At 67.3% G+C, this 17,936-nt stretch carries 13 protein-coding genes; 8 read left to right on the top strand and 5 right to left on the bottom strand.

Translation table 11 applies throughout. The features are described from left to right. Nucleotides 1-221: 221 nt before the first annotated feature. Nucleotides 222-1,691 carry an NADP-dependent succinate-semialdehyde dehydrogenase gene (gene gabD / locus DIE13_RS27415; RefSeq protein ID WP_124830202.1) on the bottom strand — a complete coding sequence of 490 codons (1,470 nt, stop codon included), beginning with the start codon at nt 1,689-1,691 and terminating at the stop codon, nt 222-224. 78 nt (nt 1,692-1,769) lie between these two features. Beyond that, a complete protein-coding gene (locus tag DIE13_RS27410) occupies nt 1,770-3,053 on the bottom strand; it encodes a 4-aminobutyrate--2-oxoglutarate transaminase (RefSeq protein WP_175750637.1) in 1,284 nt (427 codons plus the stop codon). 126 nt (nt 3,054-3,179) lie between these two features. Here DIE13_RS27410 and DIE13_RS27405 point away from each other — a divergent pair, with 126 nt between their 5' ends. Next, nucleotides 3,180-4,688 carry a PLP-dependent aminotransferase family protein gene (locus DIE13_RS27405; protein WP_124830200.1) on the top strand — a complete coding sequence of 503 codons (1,509 nt, stop codon included), beginning with the start codon at nt 3,180-3,182 and terminating at the stop codon, nt 4,686-4,688. 97 nt (nt 4,689-4,785) lie between these two features. On the opposite strand, the gene DIE13_RS27400 is transcribed toward DIE13_RS27405, so the two are convergent. Beyond that, entirely contained in the window at nt 4,786-5,622 is an 837-nt protein-coding gene (locus DIE13_RS27400; protein ID WP_124830199.1) for a DMT family transporter, read from the bottom strand. A 114-nt stretch (nt 5,623-5,736) separates the two neighbouring features. Here DIE13_RS27400 and selD point away from each other — a divergent pair, with 114 nt between their 5' ends. The 3 genes from selD (at nt 5,737) to DIE13_RS27385 (ending at nt 8,791) form a co-directional block, all read left to right on the top strand. Next, nucleotides 5,737-6,801, top strand: a complete 1,065-nt coding sequence (gene selD / locus DIE13_RS27395) for a selenide, water dikinase SelD (protein WP_124830198.1) — start codon at nt 5,737-5,739, stop codon at nt 6,799-6,801. A gap of 73 nt (nt 6,802-6,874) precedes the next feature. After that, nucleotides 6,875-7,465 (top strand): LysE family translocator, encoded by a 591-nt coding sequence (locus tag DIE13_RS27390; protein WP_124830204.1) that lies wholly within the window; start codon nt 6,875-6,877, stop codon nt 7,463-7,465. 237 nt (nt 7,466-7,702) lie between these two features. Beyond that, nucleotides 7,703-8,791, top strand: coding sequence for a purine nucleoside permease (locus tag DIE13_RS27385; RefSeq protein ID WP_124830197.1), 1,089 nt, complete (start codon nt 7,703-7,705; stop codon nt 8,789-8,791). A 222-nt stretch (nt 8,792-9,013) separates the two neighbouring features. Here the strand turns inward: DIE13_RS27385 and DIE13_RS27380 are convergent, their stop codons facing one another. Both DIE13_RS27380 and ceoR read right to left on the bottom strand, forming a co-directional pair. Continuing rightward, nucleotides 9,014-9,310, bottom strand: a complete 297-nt coding sequence (locus tag DIE13_RS27380; protein WP_124830196.1) for a DUF4148 domain-containing protein — start codon at nt 9,308-9,310, stop codon at nt 9,014-9,016. A gap of 435 nt (nt 9,311-9,745) precedes the next feature. After that, nucleotides 9,746-10,750, bottom strand: coding sequence for a putative multidrug efflux transcriptional regulator CeoR (gene ceoR, locus DIE13_RS27375; RefSeq protein ID WP_096506600.1), 1,005 nt, complete (start codon nt 10,748-10,750; stop codon nt 9,746-9,748). 172 nt (nt 10,751-10,922) lie between these two features. Between ceoR and DIE13_RS27370 the strand changes: the two genes are divergently transcribed. The 4 genes from DIE13_RS27370 to opcM are packed head-to-tail and all read left to right on the top strand — an operon-like array spanning nt 10,923 to nt 17,825. Next, nucleotides 10,923-11,783 (top strand): alpha/beta hydrolase, encoded by an 861-nt coding sequence (locus tag DIE13_RS27370; RefSeq protein WP_124830195.1) that lies wholly within the window; start codon nt 10,923-10,925, stop codon nt 11,781-11,783. A 31-nt stretch (nt 11,784-11,814) separates the two neighbouring features. Further along, nucleotides 11,815-13,032, top strand: a complete 1,218-nt coding sequence (ceoA, locus tag DIE13_RS27365; RefSeq protein WP_124830194.1) for a multidrug efflux RND transporter periplasmic adaptor subunit CeoA — start codon at nt 11,815-11,817, stop codon at nt 13,030-13,032. 46 nt (nt 13,033-13,078) lie between these two features. Then, the gene (ceoB, locus tag DIE13_RS27360; protein ID WP_124830193.1) at nt 13,079-16,279 is read left to right on the top strand and encodes a multidrug efflux RND transporter permease subunit CeoB; all 3,201 of its coding nucleotides are present in this window, start codon (nt 13,079-13,081) and stop codon (nt 16,277-16,279) included. Nucleotides 16,280-16,289: 10 nt separating this feature from the next. Next, nucleotides 16,290-17,825: a multidrug efflux transporter outer membrane subunit OpcM gene (opcM, locus tag DIE13_RS27355; RefSeq protein WP_124830192.1), complete on the top strand. Its 1,536-nt coding sequence runs from the start codon at nt 16,290-16,292 to the stop codon at nt 17,823-17,825. Nucleotides 17,826-17,936 lie beyond the last annotated feature (111 nt).

Here is a 17,936-nt window from a genome sequence, read left to right as displayed (position 1 = left end):
ACATCACGCAGCAGAACGCGGCGCTGGTCGAGCAGAGTGCGGCGGCGTCGGAGAGCCTGAAGCAGCAGGCGACGCGGTTGGTGGATGCGGTGAACGTGTTTCGTTGATCGGAGCAGGAAGATGACGCGGGCACGGCGGAGAGGGACACCGGCCCGCGTCGTGACCGCCCGGTTCCGGCCGGGCGGTCAGGGCCTGCCACGGATGCGACAGGCCCCGAACCGTCAGACGGCCAGGCAGAGGTACTTGATCACGACGTAGTCGTCGATGCCGTAGTGCGAGCCTTCGCGGCCGAGGCCCGATTGCTTGACGCCACCGAACGGCGCGACTTCGTTCGAGATCAGGCCGGTGTTCACGCCGACCATCCCGTATTCGAGCGCTTCGGCAACCTTCCACACGCGACCGATGTCGCGGCTGTAGAAATACGCAGCCAGACCGAACTCGGTGTCGTTCGCGAGGCGGATCACTTCGTCGTCGCTGCCGAACTTGAACAGCGGCGCGAGCGGCCCGAACGTCTCTTCCTTCGCGACCTTCATCGCCGGCGTCACGCCCGTCAGCACGGTCGGCTCGAAGAAGCCGTGGCCGAGCGCGTGGCGCTTGCCGCCCGTCACGACGGTCGCGCCCTTCGCGAGCGCGTCCTCGATATGCGCTTCCACCTTCAGCACGGCCGCTTCGTTGATCAGCGGGCCTTGCGTGACGCCCGGCTCCGTGCCGCGGCCAACCTTCAGCTGGCCGACCGCCGCCGCGAGCTTCTGCGCGAACTGGTCGTACACGGCTTCGTGCACGTAGAAGCGGTTCGTGCACACGCACGTCTGCCCGCTGTTGCGGTACTTCGACGCGATCGCGCCCTGCACGGCCGCATCGAGATCGGCGTCGTCGAACACGATGAACGGCGCGTTGCCGCCGAGTTCCAGCGACACCTTCTTGACCGTCGCCGCGCATTGCGACATCAGCAGGCGGCCGATCGGCGTCGAGCCGGTGAACGACAGCTTGCGCACGATCGGGTTCGACGTCAGTTCGCCGCCGATCGCCTTCGGGTCGCCCGTGACGACGCTGAACACGCCGGCCGGCACGCCCGCGCGCTCGGCCAGCACGGCCATCGCGAGCGCGGAGAACGGCGTCGCTTCCGCCGGCTTCACGACGATCGGGCAGCCTGCCGCGAGCGCCGGGCCGACCTTGCGGGTGATCATCGCCGCCGGGAAGTTCCACGGCGTGATCGCCGCGCACACGCCGATCGCTTCCTTCGTGACGACGATGCGCTTGTCGCTCGCCGGCGTCGGGATCGTGTCGCCGTACACGCGCTTGCCTTCTTCCGCGAACCACTCGAGGAACGAGGCCGCGTAGCCGATCTCGCCCTTTGCTTCGGCCAGCGACTTGCCTTGCTCGGTTGTCAGGATCAGCGCGAGGTCGTCGGCGTTCTCCATCATCAGGTCGTGCCACTTGCGCAGGATGACCGCGCGCTCCTTCGCGGTCTTCTTGCGCCACGCAGGCCATGCGGCGTTCGCGGCTTCGATCGCGTGACGCGTCTCGGCTGCGCCCATTGCCGGCACCGTGCCGAGCAGGCCGCCGGTGGCCGGGTTGCGGACTTCGAACGACTCGCCGTTCGCCGCGCCTTGCCATTCGCCGTTGACGTATGCCTGCTGGCGGAACAGCGTCGGATCTTTCAGTGCCAGGGTTTCCTGAACAGTGCTCATATGAATCGCCTGCTATGAAGATGTGAAACGGCCGCTGCCGTCGTCACGACGGCAGCGGCGCTTTCAGTTGACGGGACCTCAGGCCGGGACGCCGACCGTTTCCTTCAGCACTTCCTCGAGGATCACGAGCGCTTCGTCGAACACGGCCTCGGGAATCGTCAGCGGGAACAGGAAGCGCACGACGTTCGAGTACACGCCGCACACGAGCAGCAGCAGCCCGCGCTCGAGCGCACGCGCCTGCACGCGCTTCGTGAAGTCGGCGTCCGGCTCGCCCGTGCCCGGCTTCATGAATTCGACGGCGATCATCGCGCCCGGACCGCGGACGTCGGCGATCTGCGGCACGTCGGCCTGCAGCGCGTTCAGCTTCGCCTTCAGCACGTCGCCCAGTTGCGTCGCGCGTTCGCACAGCTTCTCTTCGTCGATGATCTCGAGCACCGCGTGCGCCGATGCGACGGCCAGCGGGTTGCCCGCGTACGTGCCGCCGAGGCCGCCGGGCGCTGCCGCATCCATCACGTCCGCACGGCCGACGACGCCCGACAGCGGCATGCCGCCCGCGAGGCTCTTCGCCATCGTGATCAGGTCGGCCAGCACGTCGTAGTGCTGCATCGCGAACAGCCTGCCGGTACGCGCGAAGCCCGTCTGCACTTCGTCGGCGATCAGCAGGATGCCGTGCTCGTTACAGATCTTGCGCAGCGCGCGCACGAATTCCGCCGGCGCCGGGTTGAAGCCGCCTTCGCCCTGGACCGGCTCGAAGATGATCGCGGCGACGCGCTTCGGATCGATGTCGGCCTTGAACAGCATCTCGATCGCCTTGATCGAGTCGGCCGTCGTCACGCCGTGCACGGCGTTCGGGTACGGCGCGTGGAACACGTCGCCCGGGAACGGGCCGAAGTTCAGCTTGTACGGGGCGACCTTGCCGGTCAGCGCCATGCCCATCATCGTGCGGCCGTGGAAGCCGCCCGAGAACGCGATGACGCCCGGACGGCCGGTTGCCGCGCGCGCGATCTTGATCGCGTTTTCGACGGCTTCGGCGCCGGTCGTGAAGAGCGCCGTCTTCTTCGGGAAGTCGCCCGGCGCACGTTCGTTGATCTTTTCCGCCAGCTCGACGTACGACGCGTACGGGACGATCTGGTAAGCGGTGTGCGTGAAGCTGTTCAGCTGGTCCGCGATCGCCTTGACGATCTTCGGATGGCGGTGGCCCGTGTTCAGCACCGCGATGCCGGCGGCGAAATCGATGAAGCGGCGGCCTTCGACATCCCACAGCTCCGCGTTCTCGGCGCGGGCTGCGTAGAAATCGCACATCACGCCGACGCCGCGCGGGGTGGCGGCGTTCTTGCGGGCCTGCAGGTCGGCATTCTTCACGGTCATCTCCTTGATGTTCTGTCCGGTGGGATAAAAATCGGCCGCGTTGGCAGCCCATGGAGGCGACTATAATCACATTTGGCTCTGACAATCAGAGCCATTTCAATAAATATTCAGGAGCCAATCATGCGCGCAAGCGTGTTGTCGGACTGGCTGGCGCAGCGTCTCGTGCGCGGCGGCGAACAGCCGATCTACCGGCAGTTGCACCGGCTGCTGCAGCAGGCGATCCTGTCGCGCGAACTGCCGGCCGGCACACGCGTGCCGTCGTCGCGGCTGCTCGCGGCCGAGCTCGGGATCGCCCGCAACACGGTCACACAGGTTTACGAACAGCTTTCGCTCGAAGGCTATGTGAACTCGGCGACCGGCCGCGGCACGTTCGTCGCCGACAGCGCGCCAGACGAGATCGTCGGTGCGGCGCCCGATCCGGCCGCCGGCCCGGCGGTGGTGCTGCCGTCGGCACGGCGCCTGTCCGCGCGCGGCACGCGGCTCGTCGACGGCGCGGGTGTGTCGAAGCGCCAGGGCGGCGCGTTCATGCCGGGCGTGCCCGATGTGTCACGATTTCCGGCGCGCGTGTGGACGCGGCTGCACAACAAGTACTGGCGGCGCCTGCGTCCGGACCTGCTGACCTACGCGCCGGGCGGCGGGCTCGCGCTGCTGCGCGAGGCGCTGGCCGATTACCTGCGCACGTCGCGTTCGGTGCGCTGCACGCCCGAGCAGATCGTGATCACCACCGGCATCCACCAGTCGATCGACCTCGCGGTGCGGCTGCTGACCGATCCGGGCGACGCGATCTGGACCGAGGATCCGTGCTACTGGGGCGTGCGCAGCGTGCTGAACGTGTCGGGGCTCACCACGCGGCCGATTCCGGTCGACGAGGAAGGGATCGCGCCGTCCGCGGCCGATCTCGCCGAGCCGCCGAAGCTGATGCTCGTCACGCCGTCGCACCAGTATCCGCTCGGGATGGTGATGAGCCTCGCGCGGCGCAGGATGCTGCTCGAATACGCGCGCCAGCACGGCTGCTGGATCATCGAGGACGATTACGACAGCGAGTTCCGCTATGGCAGCCGGCCGCTCGCGTCGCTGCAGGGGCTCGACACGGCCGGGCAGGTGATCTACGTCGGCAGTTTCGGCAAGACGCTGTTTCCGGGGCTGCGGGTCGGCTATCTCGTCGCGCCGGAGCCGCTCGCGGAGAGCTTCGCGACCGCGAGCGCCGAGTTGTACCGAGAGGGGCAGTTGCTGCAGCAGGCCGTGCTGGCCGAGTTCATCGCGGAAGGGCACTTCGTGTCCCATATCCGCAAGATGCGCACGCTGTACGGGCAGCGACGCGAGGTGCTGCTCGATGCGGTCGCGCGCCGCTACGGCAACACGCTGCACGCGCTCGGCAGCGATGCGGGGCTGCATCTCGTCACGCGGTTGCCGGACGGCGTTGACGATCGCGCGGTCGCGCAGGCCGCGCTCGAGCGCAACATCGTCGTGCGGCCGCTGTCCGGCTATTACGCGGAGCGCGAGCGTGCGGCGTCGGGTCTGCTGCTCGGTTATGCGTGCGTGCCGGAGGACGAGATCGCGACCGCGTTCGCGACGCTGGCCGAAGCGATCGACGAGCGGGCGTTCGGCAAGGTTGCCGCTGAGGTTTGAGCGCAGCGGCACGACGGCCGGTATCGCGATGCGGCGCGCGCTGCCGACGCGCGAATGGCCAACCGTTGCCGCCGTGCGGAATCGGCCGTTCGGGTATTCAAAGCCGGATCAACGCCGCGCCCGCGACCACCAGCGCACACGCCGCGAGCCGCTGCGCGCCGGGCCGCTCGCGCATCACGAACCAGCCGATCGCGACCGCGAAGATCGAGCTCGTTTCGCGCAGCGCCGACACGGTCGCGACCGGCAGATGCCGATACGCGAGGATCACGATCCCGTAGGCGGCGAGCGAGATCGTGCCGGCAATCGCGCCCTGCGTGAGCGCGGTGCGCGAGCCGAGCACCGCGCGCGGGCCGCCGCGCACCGCGCAGACGAGCACGAGCTGCGGCACGCTCCACAGCAAATACACCCACGCGATGTAGCCGAGCGCGCTGCCCGATACGCGCGAGCCGATCCCGTCGCAAATCGAATACGACGCGATGAACACGCCGGTGAGCAGCGCATACGGCACGCCTTCCCCTGAGAACCGGAAGCCGCGCCGCAGCGCCAGCGACATGATCCCGAACGACACGAGCGCGATGCCGGCGAAGCCGAACGGCGTCGGCCGTTCGTGCAGCACCGCGAACGCGAGCACCGACACGAGCAGCGGCGACATCCCGCGCGCGATCGGGTAGATCTGGCCGAATTCGCCGCTGCGGTAGGCGCGCACGAGCGTGAAGCAGTACGCGACCTCGAGCGCCGCGGACGCCGCGACATACGGCCACGCGGCGCGCGCCGGCGCGGGCAGCAGCACGACGCCGGCGATGCCGAACGCGAGATACGGCAGCGACATCGTGCCGAGCTGGACGAGCCGGTCCTCGCTGACATGCAGGAACGCGTTCCAGATCGCGTGCAGCAGGGCGGAGCACAGCACGAGGCCGATGAACAAGTGATCCATGAAAGAGGGCGCGGACGCGCAACGTAGCGGGGCGAACGGTCGATTATGTGGGTATCGGGCACATTCGCGCGGAATTGCCGATAATGGAACGTTGTTATTCACCGGATGCCGACGATGACCGAAGCCACCCTCACTCCGCCCGCCGTTCCGCGCCTCACAAGCCTGTCGCACGGGGGCGGCTGCGGCTGCAAGATCGCGCCGGGCGTGCTGTCCGAACTGCTGAAGCGGGCGACTCCGCCGGCGCTGTTCCCCGATCTGCTGGTCGGCACGGAGACGTCCGACGACGCGGCCGTCTACCGGCTGAACGACGAGCAGGCCATCGTCGCGACGACCGACTTCTTCATGCCGATCGTCGACGATCCGTTCGATTTCGGCCGCATCGCGGCGACCAACGCACTGTCGGACGTCTACGCGATGGGCGGCAAGCCGATTCTCGCGCTCGCGCTGGTCGGCATGCCGATCAACGTGCTGCCGCATGAGACGATCGCCGCCGTGCTGCGCGGCGGCGAATCGGTGTGCGCGGAGGCCGGCATTCCGGTCGCGGGCGGCCACTCGATCGATTCGGTCGAACCGATCTACGGGCTTGCGGCGATCGGCGTCGTGCATCCGTCGCGCGTGAAGCGCAACGCGGCCGCGCGTGCGGGCGACGTGCTCGTGCTCGGCAAGCCGCTCGGCGTCGGCGTGCTGTCGGCCGCGCTGAAGAAGAACCAGCTCGACGCTGCCGGCTATGCGCAGATGGTCGCGACGACCACCAAGCTGAACCGTCCCGGCGCGGAGCTCGCCGCGCTGCCGGGCGTGCATGCGCTGACCGACGTCACGGGCTTCGGGCTGCTCGGCCACACGCTCGAGCTCGCACGTGGCGCGAACCTCACCGCGCGCGTGCACTACGCGTCGCTGCCGTGGCTGGCGGGCGTCGAGGCCTTCGTCGCCGACGGCGTGTTGACCGGCGCGTCGGGCCGTAACTGGGCGGCGTACGGCAGCGACGTGCGGCTTGCCGACGGGCTGCCGCCGGTCGCGCAGGCACTGCTGACCGATCCGCAGACGTCCGGCGGCCTGCTGGTCGCGTGCGCGCCGGAAGCGGTCGACGACGTGCTCGCCTGCTTCCGCGCCGACGGTTTCGATCGCGCGGCCGTGATCGGCGAGATGGTGGACGGGCCGTCGCGCGTCGACGTCGCCTGACGCGTCTTTAGTCAGGGCGGTTCGCCGACGGCCGGTAGAATCGATGCCTTCTCTCGACGGCATCGACGAACCGATGAGCGATTTCCTGTTCGGGCTGATGATCGCGCTGTCGGTCGGGCCCGTCGCGCTGATGATCGCGCATTACGGCATGCGCGCCGGCACCGCGAGCGGCGTGCGCGCGGCGGTGGGCGTTGCGTCGGCGGACGGCTGCTATGCCGTTCTCGCATTCACGATCGGCGCGATGCTCGCGGGCACGCTCGCGTCGCACCTGTCGCTGTTTCGCTTCGTCGGCGCATGCGTGCTGCTCGCAATGGGCGCACGCATGATGTGGCAGGCGCTGAGGGATCGGCGCCGCACGCTGGACGGCGCTGCGCCGCCGCCGGGCACGCGCCCGTTCACGTCGATGTTCTTCGTCACGCTCGCGAATCCGCTGACCATCCTGCTGTTCTACGGCTACGCCACCGCTGCCGCCGGTGCGCATCGGCACTGGCTCGCCGGTGCCGCATGCGTGTTTGCCGGCAGCCTCGTCGGGCAACTCGTGTTCGCCTCCGGCGGCAGCATGACCGGGCGTATCGTAAAGTCGCCGCGATGGCTTGCGGCGAGCCATGTGGTTGCTGCGCTCGTCGTGCTCGGGTATGGCGTGGCGGGAATCGTGCGCATATAGCGGTTTGCGGCAGTGAACTTCGGGGAGTGACGTCTCATCGATGTGCATGCCAACCGGATAGCATTCCTGATTTTTTGTCGCACTGACCGATATGCGACACAATCCATGCACATCACGTCGGCAATTGCCACGGGCCGTTTCGTAGTCGGGTTCCGCGTCGCGCAAGCGCGTTCTATACTCCCTCGCGCAGTCTCCGAGAGCCGTTCTCACCCAACATCATTGAAACAAGGAACGCCGATGCTGACTCGCTCCATTCTTTCCGCCGCTGCATTCTCGCTTGCGGCCTGTGCGACCGCGCCGTCGATCGCGCAGGACAACCAGGGCAACCAAGGCAACGATGCGGGCAACGCCGCATTCGCAGAGAGCGGTGCACAGGGCCGCCCGGTCAAGGTGATGATCATCACGATGTTCGGTCCGGAGGGCCAGGCATGGCTCGACCGGATCGGGCCGTGGCGCGACATCGCCGTACCCGGACTGTCGCCCGACTACCCGGCCGTTCACTGCAACAAGCAGGACGTGTGCGTCGTGACGACCGGCATGGGCTACGCGAACGCCACCGCGTCGATCATGGCGCTCACGTTCTCGCAGCGCTTCGATCTGCGTCACACGTACTTCCTGGTTTCCGGCATCGCGGGCGTCGACCCCGCGCAAGGCACGGTCGGTTCGGCCGCGTGGTCGAAATACCTGGTCGATTTCAGCTTGCAGTGGGAACTCGATGCACGCGAGATTCCGGCCGGCTGGAACACGGGCTATCTCGGCATCAATACGAAGAGTCCGAGCGACAAGCCGCCGCTCGATTACCGCACCGAAGTGTTCCAGCTCAACCCGAAGCTGACCGATGCCGCGTATGCGCTGTCGCGCAACGTCGTGCTCGCCGACAGCGCGCAGGCACAGGCGGCACGCGCGAAGTTCACGTATGCACCGGCGAACCGGCCGCCGACGGTGATCCAGTGCGACACGTCGTCGGGCAACACGTGGTTCTCGGGCACGCTGATCGGCGAGCGTGCGCGTCAGTGGACCAAGATCCTGACCGACGGCAAGGGCACCTACTGCATGACCGCGCAGGAAGACAACGCGACGTTCGAAGCGCTCAAGCGCGCGGCAAGCGTGAAGCGCGTCGACCTGTCGCGCGTGGCGGTGTTGCGCACGGGTTCCGATTTCGACCGGCCGTATGCGGGGCAGACGAGTGCCGACAACCTGCTGAACTACGCGGACCAGGGCGGCTTCGCCCCGGCAACCGAAAACCTGTACCGCGCGGGCAACCCGCTGGTGCAGGACATCGTCACGCACTGGAGCGAGTGGCGCGACGGGGTGCCGCGCCGTTGATGGCCGGACGATCCCGTCGACGGGGCAACGCACCGGTCAGTGCGATCGCGGTGCGGAACGGAACGGCGTCCAGACGGGCGTGGTGTCGTCCCAATGATCGAGCGGCGAAGGAAGTTGATCGTTCATCACAGACTCCTGCAACTAACTGACTAATCGAGTAGGCGGTATCGCGACGCCGCGCACCGGATCATCCGCTGCGCGGCGTTGCATGTTTACCGGCGTTTAGCGGCCCCCGCCGGCGAGCTGGTTGCCTTCCGGCACCGGGCGATACGGGCCTTGCGCGACTTCGAGGCCTTGCGGATACGAATTCGCCTTGCGCAGCCAGGCGAGCGTGCCGTCGCGGCGGGCCTGCGCGACTTCCGCGCTGACTTCGGCGCGGGTGCGCGGGCCATTGCTGTGCTGCGAGTACCACGACGTGTTGCCGTAGTCGCCGGCATGCGGGGTGTTCGTATCGGCGAAGGCCGGTGCGGACACGGCGAGTGCGAGGGCGACGGCGGAGAGAAGATGGCGGCGGTTCATGACGTAACTCCTGTGTTGGTCGGAGTTGGCGCTCGAGCGCTTGCTCCGGTCCCGTCCAGCGGGGCTGTTCGATGCGCAACGGGTGCGCGACAGGGTTTACTCTAGGTATCTGTTCCGGCGCGATAAATGCGGCTGACGCGAATTGAATTGTCGTGATGGAGGAACAATCGCAATACGCAATGTCGGCAGGGTCATTCGAAAATCGCGCACAGCCGCGTGCAACGGGCCTCGCAGCGATGCGACGCCGCCCGCGCGGCGACCCGCGCGGGCGATTGCGGCGCACGGCGCAAAGGTGTGATGCGGATTCGGGAAAGATGACGGATGCGGTGGGGAGGGCGGCACGAACGCGACGCCGTAGCGGCACCCAGGCGGTGCCAAAGCCGCACGGATGCGGCGCGGCGCACGGGCCGCATCCGTGCGCCGCGATTCAGACGCTTACGCGACCCACTCGTTGATGACCGGCGTGTCGAGTGCCGGTGCGCGCTCGGCTTCCTCGAACGTGCGCTTGCTGCACGTCGCATCGAGGCTGCCCTTGCCGCTCAGCAGCGGGCAGCGGTCGAACACTTCGGCGATCCAGTCGACGAACACGCGCACCTTCGGCGACAGGTGCCGGCTGTGCGGATACACGACCGAGATCGGCATCGGCAGCGGCTTGATGCCGGGCAGCACTTCCTTGAGCCGGCCTTCGCGCAGGTGCGGCAGCACCATGAACAGCGGCGGCTGGATCAGCCCGAAACCCTCGATGCCGCAGGTCACGTACGCATCCGCATCGTTGACCGACACGATGCCGTTCATCTTGATCTCGGTTTCCTTGCCGTCGATCAGGAACGACCAGTCGATCGTGCGGCCGGTGCGGCTCGAGAAATAGTTGACGGCCTTGTGGTCGTTCAGGTCCTCGATCGTCTGCGGCTCGCCGTGGCGCTCGAGATAGTCGGGCGAGGCCACTGTCACGCCTTCGAACAGACCGACGCGGCGCGCGACGAGCGACGAGTCCTGCAGCGCACCGACGCGGATCACGCAATCGACGCCTTCCTGCAGCAGATCGACCGGGCGATCCGACAGCCCGAGTTGCAGGTCGATGTCCGGATAGCGCGTATGAAATTCGCACAGCGACGGAATCACGAGCAGCCGCCCGATCGAGCCCGGCATGTCGATACGCAACTTTCCGTGCGGCTTCCGGTTGTTGTTCTGGAAGCTTGCTTCGGTTTCCTCGACATCGGCGAGGATCCGCACGCATCGTTCGTAGTACGCGGCGCCGTCGGGCGTGAGCGACAGCCGGCGCGTGGTCCGGTGCATCAGGCGCACGCCGAGGAAGGCTTCGAGATTCTGGATGATCGTCGTGACGGACGCTCGCGGCAGGCTGAGCGTTTCTGCTGCCTTGGTGAAGCTGCTTGTATCGACGACGCGAGTAAACACCTGCATGGCCTGAAGCCGGTCCATCACAACCTCCGCAATCTAATGAGCCCAGGAACAAAGAGGCTGCGTCGCTTTGTAGGCGACGCAGCCCGGGATTGTTCGGAGGCGTTGAATTGTGTTGCCGGATTATAGGCATTTATCCGGATGTCTGCCGGACCCAGAATGCGTTCCATCTCGAAATGGATGCCGCATCGTCATGGACGCTTCTGAATTCAGCAAATTCCTGAAAGCCGCATTGCCCGCCGCAGCCACGGCCGGCGCGGCATTGACGGTCGCGGAGGTGGAAATCCCCGGCTACGCGCAGGACATCGCGCTGCGCCTCTATCGGCGTGCTGACAAGACCGGATTGCCGGTAGTGCTTTATTTCCACGGCGGCGGCTTCGTGCGCGGCACGCTCGAGGACGCGGATTTCGCCGCGCGTTTTTTAGCAGAACGCTTACCAGCTCTCGTAGTGTCGGTCGATTATTCGCTCGCGCCGGCCTTTCCTTTTCCGGCCGCGCCGGAGGATGCGTATCGCGCCGCCGTGTGGGCCGCGACGCGCGCCCGCGCGTTCGGCGGCAACCCGAAGAAGATCGGCGTCGCGGGCCACGACGCGGGCGGCCAGCTCGCGAACTGCCTCGCGTTCATCGCGCGCGATCGCGGTGAAGTGTCGATCGCCGCGCAGGCGCTGTTCGGGCCGATGCTCGATCCGAGCATGACGCGCATCGGCGACGCCGAGCGCCTGTCGTCGGACATTACCGCGCGCGAATGCGCGGCCTGTTATCGCGCGTATCTGCCGCAGGCGGCGCAGCGCATGCACCCGTACGCGGCGCCGCTCGAATCGGTGCGACTCGCGGGCCTGCCGCCGACGCTCGTCGTCACCGCGCAGAACGACGTGCTGCACGTCGAAGCGGAGAAATATGCGGGCTGCCTGATTTCGTCGGGCGTGCTCACGCAGGTGATCCGCTACCCGGACGTCACGCACGCGGCGCTCGCGACGCACGAAGCCGCGCTGGAGGAAGCCGTGCGCTTCTTCCAGTGCCGCTTCCAGGCGCGCCAGCCGAACCGTTCCGAATAACCAGACCAATCCACGCTTACTGGAGATCCACATGGCCATCCTACGTACCTCTCGTTCCCGAATCGCGACCGCGGCGATCGTGACGCTCGCCGTCGTCGGCCTCGGAACGTTCGGCGCGATGCGCGTGAACGCGAACGCGCCCGAGAAAGCGGCGGCGCCGCTGCCCGAAGTCGACGTCGCGACCGTCGTGCCGCAGACCGTCACCGACTGGCAAAGCTATTCGGGCCGCCTCGAAGCCGTCGAGAAAGTCGACGTGCGCCCGCAGGTGTCGGGCACGATCGTCGCGGTGAACTTCAAGGACGGCGCGCTCGTGAAGAAAGGCGATGTGCTGTTCGTGATCGATCCGCGCCCGTACCAGGCGGAAACCGACCGTGCGGCCGCTCAGCTCGCGGCCGCGCAGGCGCGTGACGGCTACGCGCAGAGCGACTGGCAGCGCGCGCAGCGGCTGATCGGCGACAACGCGATCGCCAAGCGCGACTACGACGAGAAGCAGAACGCCGCGCGCGAAGCGCACGCGAACCTGAAGGCCGCCGAAGCCTCGCTGGAAACGGCGCGCATCAATCTCGGCTATACGCGGATCACGGCGCCGGTATCGGGTCGCGTGTCGCGCGCGGAGATCACGGTCGGCAACGTCGTGTCGGCCGGTGCATCGGCCGCGCCGCTGACGACGCTGGTGTCGGTGTCGCCGATCTACGCGTCGTTCGATGCGGACGAGCAGACCTACCTGCAATACATCAACGGCGCACGCGACGGCCGCAAGGTGCCGGTCGAGCTCGGCCTGGCGAACGAGACGGGCTACTCGCGCAGCGGCGTGATCGATTCGGTCGACAACCGGCTCGACACGTCGTCGGGCACGATCCGCGTGCGCGCGCGCTTCGACAACGCGGACGGCGAACTCGTCCCGGGCCTCTACGCGCGCGTGAAGGTCGGCGGCAGCGCGCCGCACCAGGCGCTGCTTGTCGACGATGCGGCGATCAACACCGACCAGGACAAGAAGTTCGTGTTCGTCGTCGATCAGCAGGGCCGCGTGTCGTACCGCGAAGTGCAGCAGGGCAACCAGCACGGCAACCGGCGCGTGATCGTGAGCGGGTTGTCGGCCGGCGATCGCGTGATCGTGAACGGCACGCAGCGCGTACGGCCGGGCGAGCAGGTGAAGCCGCACATGGTCCCGATGACGGACGGCGACGCACCGTCCGCGCCGCTCGCGAACAACGCGAAGCCGGCCGCACCGGCGAAGGCGGAGTCGTAAGCGGCACGCCGCTACGTTCTCCGCGTTCAACCAGACAGAGCAACCCATGAACATCTCAAAATTCTTTATCGACCGGCCGATCTTTGCAGGAGTCCTATCGGTCATCATCCTGCTCGGCGGGGTGATCGCGATGTTCCTGCTGCCGATTTCGGAATATCCGGAAGTCGTGCCGCCTTCCGTGATCGTGAAGGCGCAGTACCCGGGCGCGAACCCGAAAGTGATTGCCGAGACGGTCGCGTCGCCGCTCGAAGAGCAGATCAACGGCGTCGAGGACATGCTGTACATGCAGTCGCAGGCGAACAGCGACGGCAACATGACGATCACCGTCACGTTCAAGCTCGGCACCGATCCGGACAAGGCCACGCAGCTCGTGCAGAACCGCGTGAACCAGGCGCTGCCGCGCTTGCCGGAAGACGTGCAGCGGCTCGGCATCACGACGGTGAAGAGCTCGCCGACGCTGACGATGGTGGTCCACCTGATCTCGCCGGACAACCGCTACGACATGACCTACCTGCGCAACTACGCGCTGATCAACGTGAAGGATCGCCTGTCGCGGATCCAGGGCGTCGGCCAGGTGCAGCTGTGGGGTTCGGGCGACTACGCGATGCGCGTGTGGCTCGATCCGCAGAAGGTCGCGCAGCGCGGGCTGTCCGCCGAGGACGTCGTGCAGGCGATCCGCGAGCAGAACGTGCAGGTCGCGGCCGGTGTGATCGGCGCGTCGCCGTCGCTGCCCGGCACGCCGCTGCAGTTGTCGGTCAACGCGCGCGGCCGTCTGCAGACGGAGGACGAATTCGGCGACATCGTCGTGAAGACGACGCCGGACGGCGGCGTTACGCGCCTGCGCGACATCGCGCGGATCCAGCTCGACGCGTCCGAGTATGGCCTGCGCTCGCTGCTCGACAACAAGCCGGCCGTCGCAATGGCGATCAACCAGTCTCCGGGCGCGAACTCGCTGCAGATTTCGGACGAAGTGCGCAAGACGATGGCCGAGCTGAAGCAGGACATGCCGGCCGGCGTCGACTACAAGATCGTCTATGACCCGACGCAGTTCGTGCGTTCGTCGATCAAGGCCGTCGTGCACACGCTGCTCGAAGCGATCGCGCTGGTCGTGATCGTCGTGATCGTGTTCCTGCAGACCTGGCGCGCGTCGCTGATTCCACTGATCGCGGTGCCGGTGTCGATCATCGGCACGTTCTCGCTGCTGCTGGCGTTCGGGTATTCGATCAACGCGTTGTCGTTGTTCGGGATGGTGCTCGCGATCGGGATCGTGGTCGACGATGCGATCGTGGTGGTCGAGAACGTCGAGCGCAACATCGAAAGCGGGATGAACGCGCGGCAGGCGACCTACAAGGCGATGCAGGAAGTGAGCGGGCCGATCATCGCGATCGCGCTGACGCTCGTCGCCGTGTTCGTGCCGCTCGCGTTCATGTCGGGCCTGACCGGCCAGTTCTACAAGCAGTTCGCGATGACCATCGCGATCTCGACGGTGATTTCGGCGTTCAATTCGCTGACGCTGTCGCCGGCGCTGTCCGCGATCCTGCTGAAGGGCCATGGCGACAAGGAAGACTGGCTCACGCGCGTGATGAACCGCGTGCTCGGCGGCTTCTTTCGCGGGTTCAACAAGGTGTTCCATCGCGGCGCGGAGAACTACGGCCGCGGCGTGCGCGGCGTGCTGTCGCGCAAGACGCTGATGCTCGGCGTGTACCTCGTGCTGGTGGGCGCGACCGTGCTCGTGTCGAAGGTCGTGCCGGGCGGCTTCGTGCCCGCGCAGGACAAGGAATACCTGATCGCGTTCGCGCAACTGCCGAACGGCGCATCGCTCGACCGCACCGAGAAGGTGATTCGCGACATGGGCTCGATCGCGCTGAAGCAGCCGGGCGTCGAGAGCGCGGTGGCGTTCCCGGGGCTGTCGGTGAACGGCTTCACGAACAGCTCGAGCGCGGGCATCGTGTTCGTCACGCTGAAGCCGTTCTCGGAACGGCACGGCAAGGCGATGTCGGCCGGTGCGATCGCGGGTGCGCTGAACCAGCAGTACGGTGCGATCAAGGACTCGTTCGTCGCGGTGTTCCCGCCGCCTCCGGTGCTGGGCCTCGGTACGCTCGGCGGGTTCAAGATGCAGATCGAGGATCGCGGCGCGGTCGGTTATGCGCGGCTCGCGGATGCGACCAACGATTTCATCAAGCGTGCGCAGCAGGCGCCTGAACTCGGCCCGTTGTTCACGAGCTACCAGATCAACGTGCCGCAGCTCAATGTCGATCTCGACCGCGTGAAGGCGAAGCAGCTCGGCGTGCCGGTCACCGACGTGTTCAACACGATGCAGGTGTATCTCGGCTCGCTGTACGTGAACGACTTCAACCGCTTCGGGCGCGTGTACCAGGTGCGCGTGCAGGCCGATGCGCAGTTCCGTCAACGTCCGGACGACATCCTGCAGTTGAAGACCCGCAACGACAAGGGCGAGATGGTGCCGCTGTCGTCGCTCGTCACGGTGACGCCGACGTTCGGCCCGGAAATGGTCGTGCGCTACAACGGCTACACGGCGGCCGACATCAACGGCGGCCCCGCGCCGGGCTTCTCGTCGGGGCAGGCGCAGGCCGCGATCGAGCGCATCGCGCATGAAACGCTGCCGCGCGGCGTGCGGTTCGAATGGACCGACCTCACGTACCAGCAGATTCTTGCAGGCGATTCCGCGATGTATGTGTTCCCGATCAGCGTGCTGCTCGTGTTTCTCGTGCTCGCGGCGCTGTACGAAAGCCTGACGCTGCCGCTCGCGGTGATCCTGATCGTGCCGATGAGCATTCTGTCGGCGCTGACGGGCGTGTGGCTCACGCAGGGCGACAACAACATCTTCACGCAGATCGGGTTGATGGTGCTGGTGGGGCTGTCGGCGAAGAACGCGATCCTGATCGTCGAATTCGCGCGCGAACTCGAGCACGACGGCAGGACGCCGCTCGAGGCCGCGATCGAGGCGAGCCGGCTGCGGCTGCGTCCGATCCTGATGACGTCGATCGCTTTCATCATGGGCGTCGTGCCGCTCGTCACGTCGACGGGCGCGGGCTCGGAGATGCGGCACGCGATGGGGGTCGCGGTGTTCTTCGGGATGCTTGGCGTGACGCTGTTCGGGCTGATGCTGACGCCGGTGTTCTATGTCGTGCTGCGCACGCTCGCGGGCGGCAAGATTCACGTCGCGGGCAAGGACTCGGCAGGCTACGGCGTGCCGCCGTCGGGCGCGTCGGCTTCGGATGCTTGAGGATAGGAAGATGGACAACATGCACAACTCGAATGGCCTGATGCGTTTCGCGAAGGTGGCGGCCGCGAGCACCCTGCTCGCGACACTGCTCGCCGCATGCGCGGTAGGGCCCGACTACAAGCGCCCGGATGTGTCGACGCCCGCGGCGTTCAAGGAAGCGCCGACGCTCACGGCCGGCGAACAGGCCGGCACGTGGAAGACCGCCGAACCGGCGGACGGCGAGCATCGCGGCGAATGGTGGAAGGTGTTCGGCGATCCGGTGCTCGACTCGCTCGAGTCGCAGGCGCTCGCCGCGAACCAGAACCTGAAGGCCGCGGCGGCGCGCGTCGAGGAAGCGCGCGCGGCGACCCGCACCGCGCGTTCGCAATGGTTCCCGCAGATCGGCGCCGGTTTCGGGCCGACGCGCGAAGGGTTGTCGTCGGCGTCGCAGTTCCAGCCGCAGGGCACCGGCCCGACCAATGCGACGCTGTGGCGTGCGCAGGGCACGGTGTCCTACGAGGCCGACCTGTTCGGTCGCGTGGGCCGCAACGTCGAGGCATCGCGTGCCGACCAGGCGCAGAGCGAAGCGCTGTTCCGGTCGGTGCAGCTCGCGCTGCAGGCGGACGTCGCGCAGAACTACTTCGAACTGCGCCAGCTCGACTCGGACCAGGACCTGTACCGCCGTACCGTCGAACTGCGCGATCAGGCGCTGAAGCTCGTGCAGCGGCGCTTCAACGAAGGCGACATCAGCGAGCTCGACGTGTCGCGCGCGAAGAACGAATTGGCGAGCGCGCAGGCCGATGCGGTCGGCGTCGCGCGCCGGCGCGCGGCGTCCGAGCATGCGCTCGCGATCCTGCTCGGCAAGGCGCCGGCGGACTTCGCGTTCAAGGAAACGCCGATCGTGCCGGTCGCGGTGAAGATTCCGCCGGGCCTGCCGTCGGCGCTGCTCGAACGCCGGCCGGACGTGTCGGCGGCCGAACGCGCGATGGCGGCGGCGAACGCGCGGATCGGTCTCGCGAAGTCGGCGTACTTCCCGAAGCTCGATATCACGGGGGCGTTCGGCTATGAGGCGTCGACGCTGGGCAACCTGTTCCTGTGGTCGAGCCGCACGTTCCTGCTCGGGCCGTTCGCCGGCACCGCGCTGACGCTGCCGCTGTTCGACGGCGGGCGGCGGGCGGCGGGCGTGCAGCAGGCGCGTGCGCAGTACGACGAGCAGGTCGCGAACTACCGGCAGCAGGTGCTCGTCGCGTTCCGCGAGGTCGAGGACAATCTCGCCGATCTGCGTCTGCTCGACGACCAGATCCGCGCGCAGGATGCGGCCGTCAATGCGTCGCGCCGTGCGGCGACGCTGTCGCGGACGCAGTATCAGGAAGGCGAGGTCGCGTATCTCGACGTGATCGACAGCGAGCGGTCGGTGCTGCAGTCGCAATTGCAGGCGAATCAGCTGACCGGTGCGCAGGCGGTGTCGACCGTCAATCTGATCCGCGCGCTGGGCGGCGGGTGGGGCGCGGCGCCGTCGGTGGTCGGCGATGCGGCGTCAGTCAAGGCGGAAGTGGCTGCGCGGTGAGGCGCGAACGGCGGGCGATGCGCCGTTCGCCGGCCGTGAAGCGAAGAACCCCGGCATGCAGGCTCAGGTCTGCATGCCGGGGTTTTTTATGGGTTATCGCGAATTTGCGGG

It is taken from the genome of Burkholderia sp. Bp9016 (genome assembly GCF_003857765.1).
GTDB lineage: Bacteria > Pseudomonadota > Gammaproteobacteria > Burkholderiales > Burkholderiaceae > Burkholderia.
This window is presented reverse-complemented; position numbering and strand designations above follow the sequence as displayed.

Coding starts and splice junctions, on each gene's coding strand:
- gabD (WP_124830202.1), bottom strand. CDS start 1,691: ATGAGCACTGTTCAGGAAACCCTGGCACTGAAAGATCCGACGCTGTTC.
- DIE13_RS27405 (WP_124830200.1), top strand. CDS start 3,180: ATGCGCGCAAGCGTGTTGTCGGACTGGCTGGCGCAGCGTCTCGTGCGC.
- DIE13_RS27400 (WP_124830199.1), bottom strand. CDS start 5,622: ATGGATCACTTGTTCATCGGCCTCGTGCTGTGCTCCGCCCTGCTGCAC.
- selD (WP_124830198.1), top strand. CDS start 5,737: ATGACCGAAGCCACCCTCACTCCGCCCGCCGTTCCGCGCCTCACAAGC.
- DIE13_RS27390 (WP_124830204.1), top strand. CDS start 6,875: ATGAGCGATTTCCTGTTCGGGCTGATGATCGCGCTGTCGGTCGGGCCC.
- DIE13_RS27385 (WP_124830197.1), top strand. CDS start 7,703: ATGCTGACTCGCTCCATTCTTTCCGCCGCTGCATTCTCGCTTGCGGCC.
- DIE13_RS27380 (WP_124830196.1), bottom strand. CDS start 9,310: ATGAACCGCCGCCATCTTCTCTCCGCCGTCGCCCTCGCACTCGCCGTG.
- ceoR (WP_096506600.1), bottom strand. CDS start 10,750: ATGGACCGGCTTCAGGCCATGCAGGTGTTTACTCGCGTCGTCGATACA.
- DIE13_RS27370 (WP_124830195.1), top strand. CDS start 10,923: ATGGACGCTTCTGAATTCAGCAAATTCCTGAAAGCCGCATTGCCCGCC.
- ceoA (WP_124830194.1), top strand. CDS start 11,815: ATGGCCATCCTACGTACCTCTCGTTCCCGAATCGCGACCGCGGCGATC.
- ceoB (WP_124830193.1), top strand. CDS start 13,079: ATGAACATCTCAAAATTCTTTATCGACCGGCCGATCTTTGCAGGAGTC.
- opcM (WP_124830192.1), top strand. CDS start 16,290: ATGGACAACATGCACAACTCGAATGGCCTGATGCGTTTCGCGAAGGTG.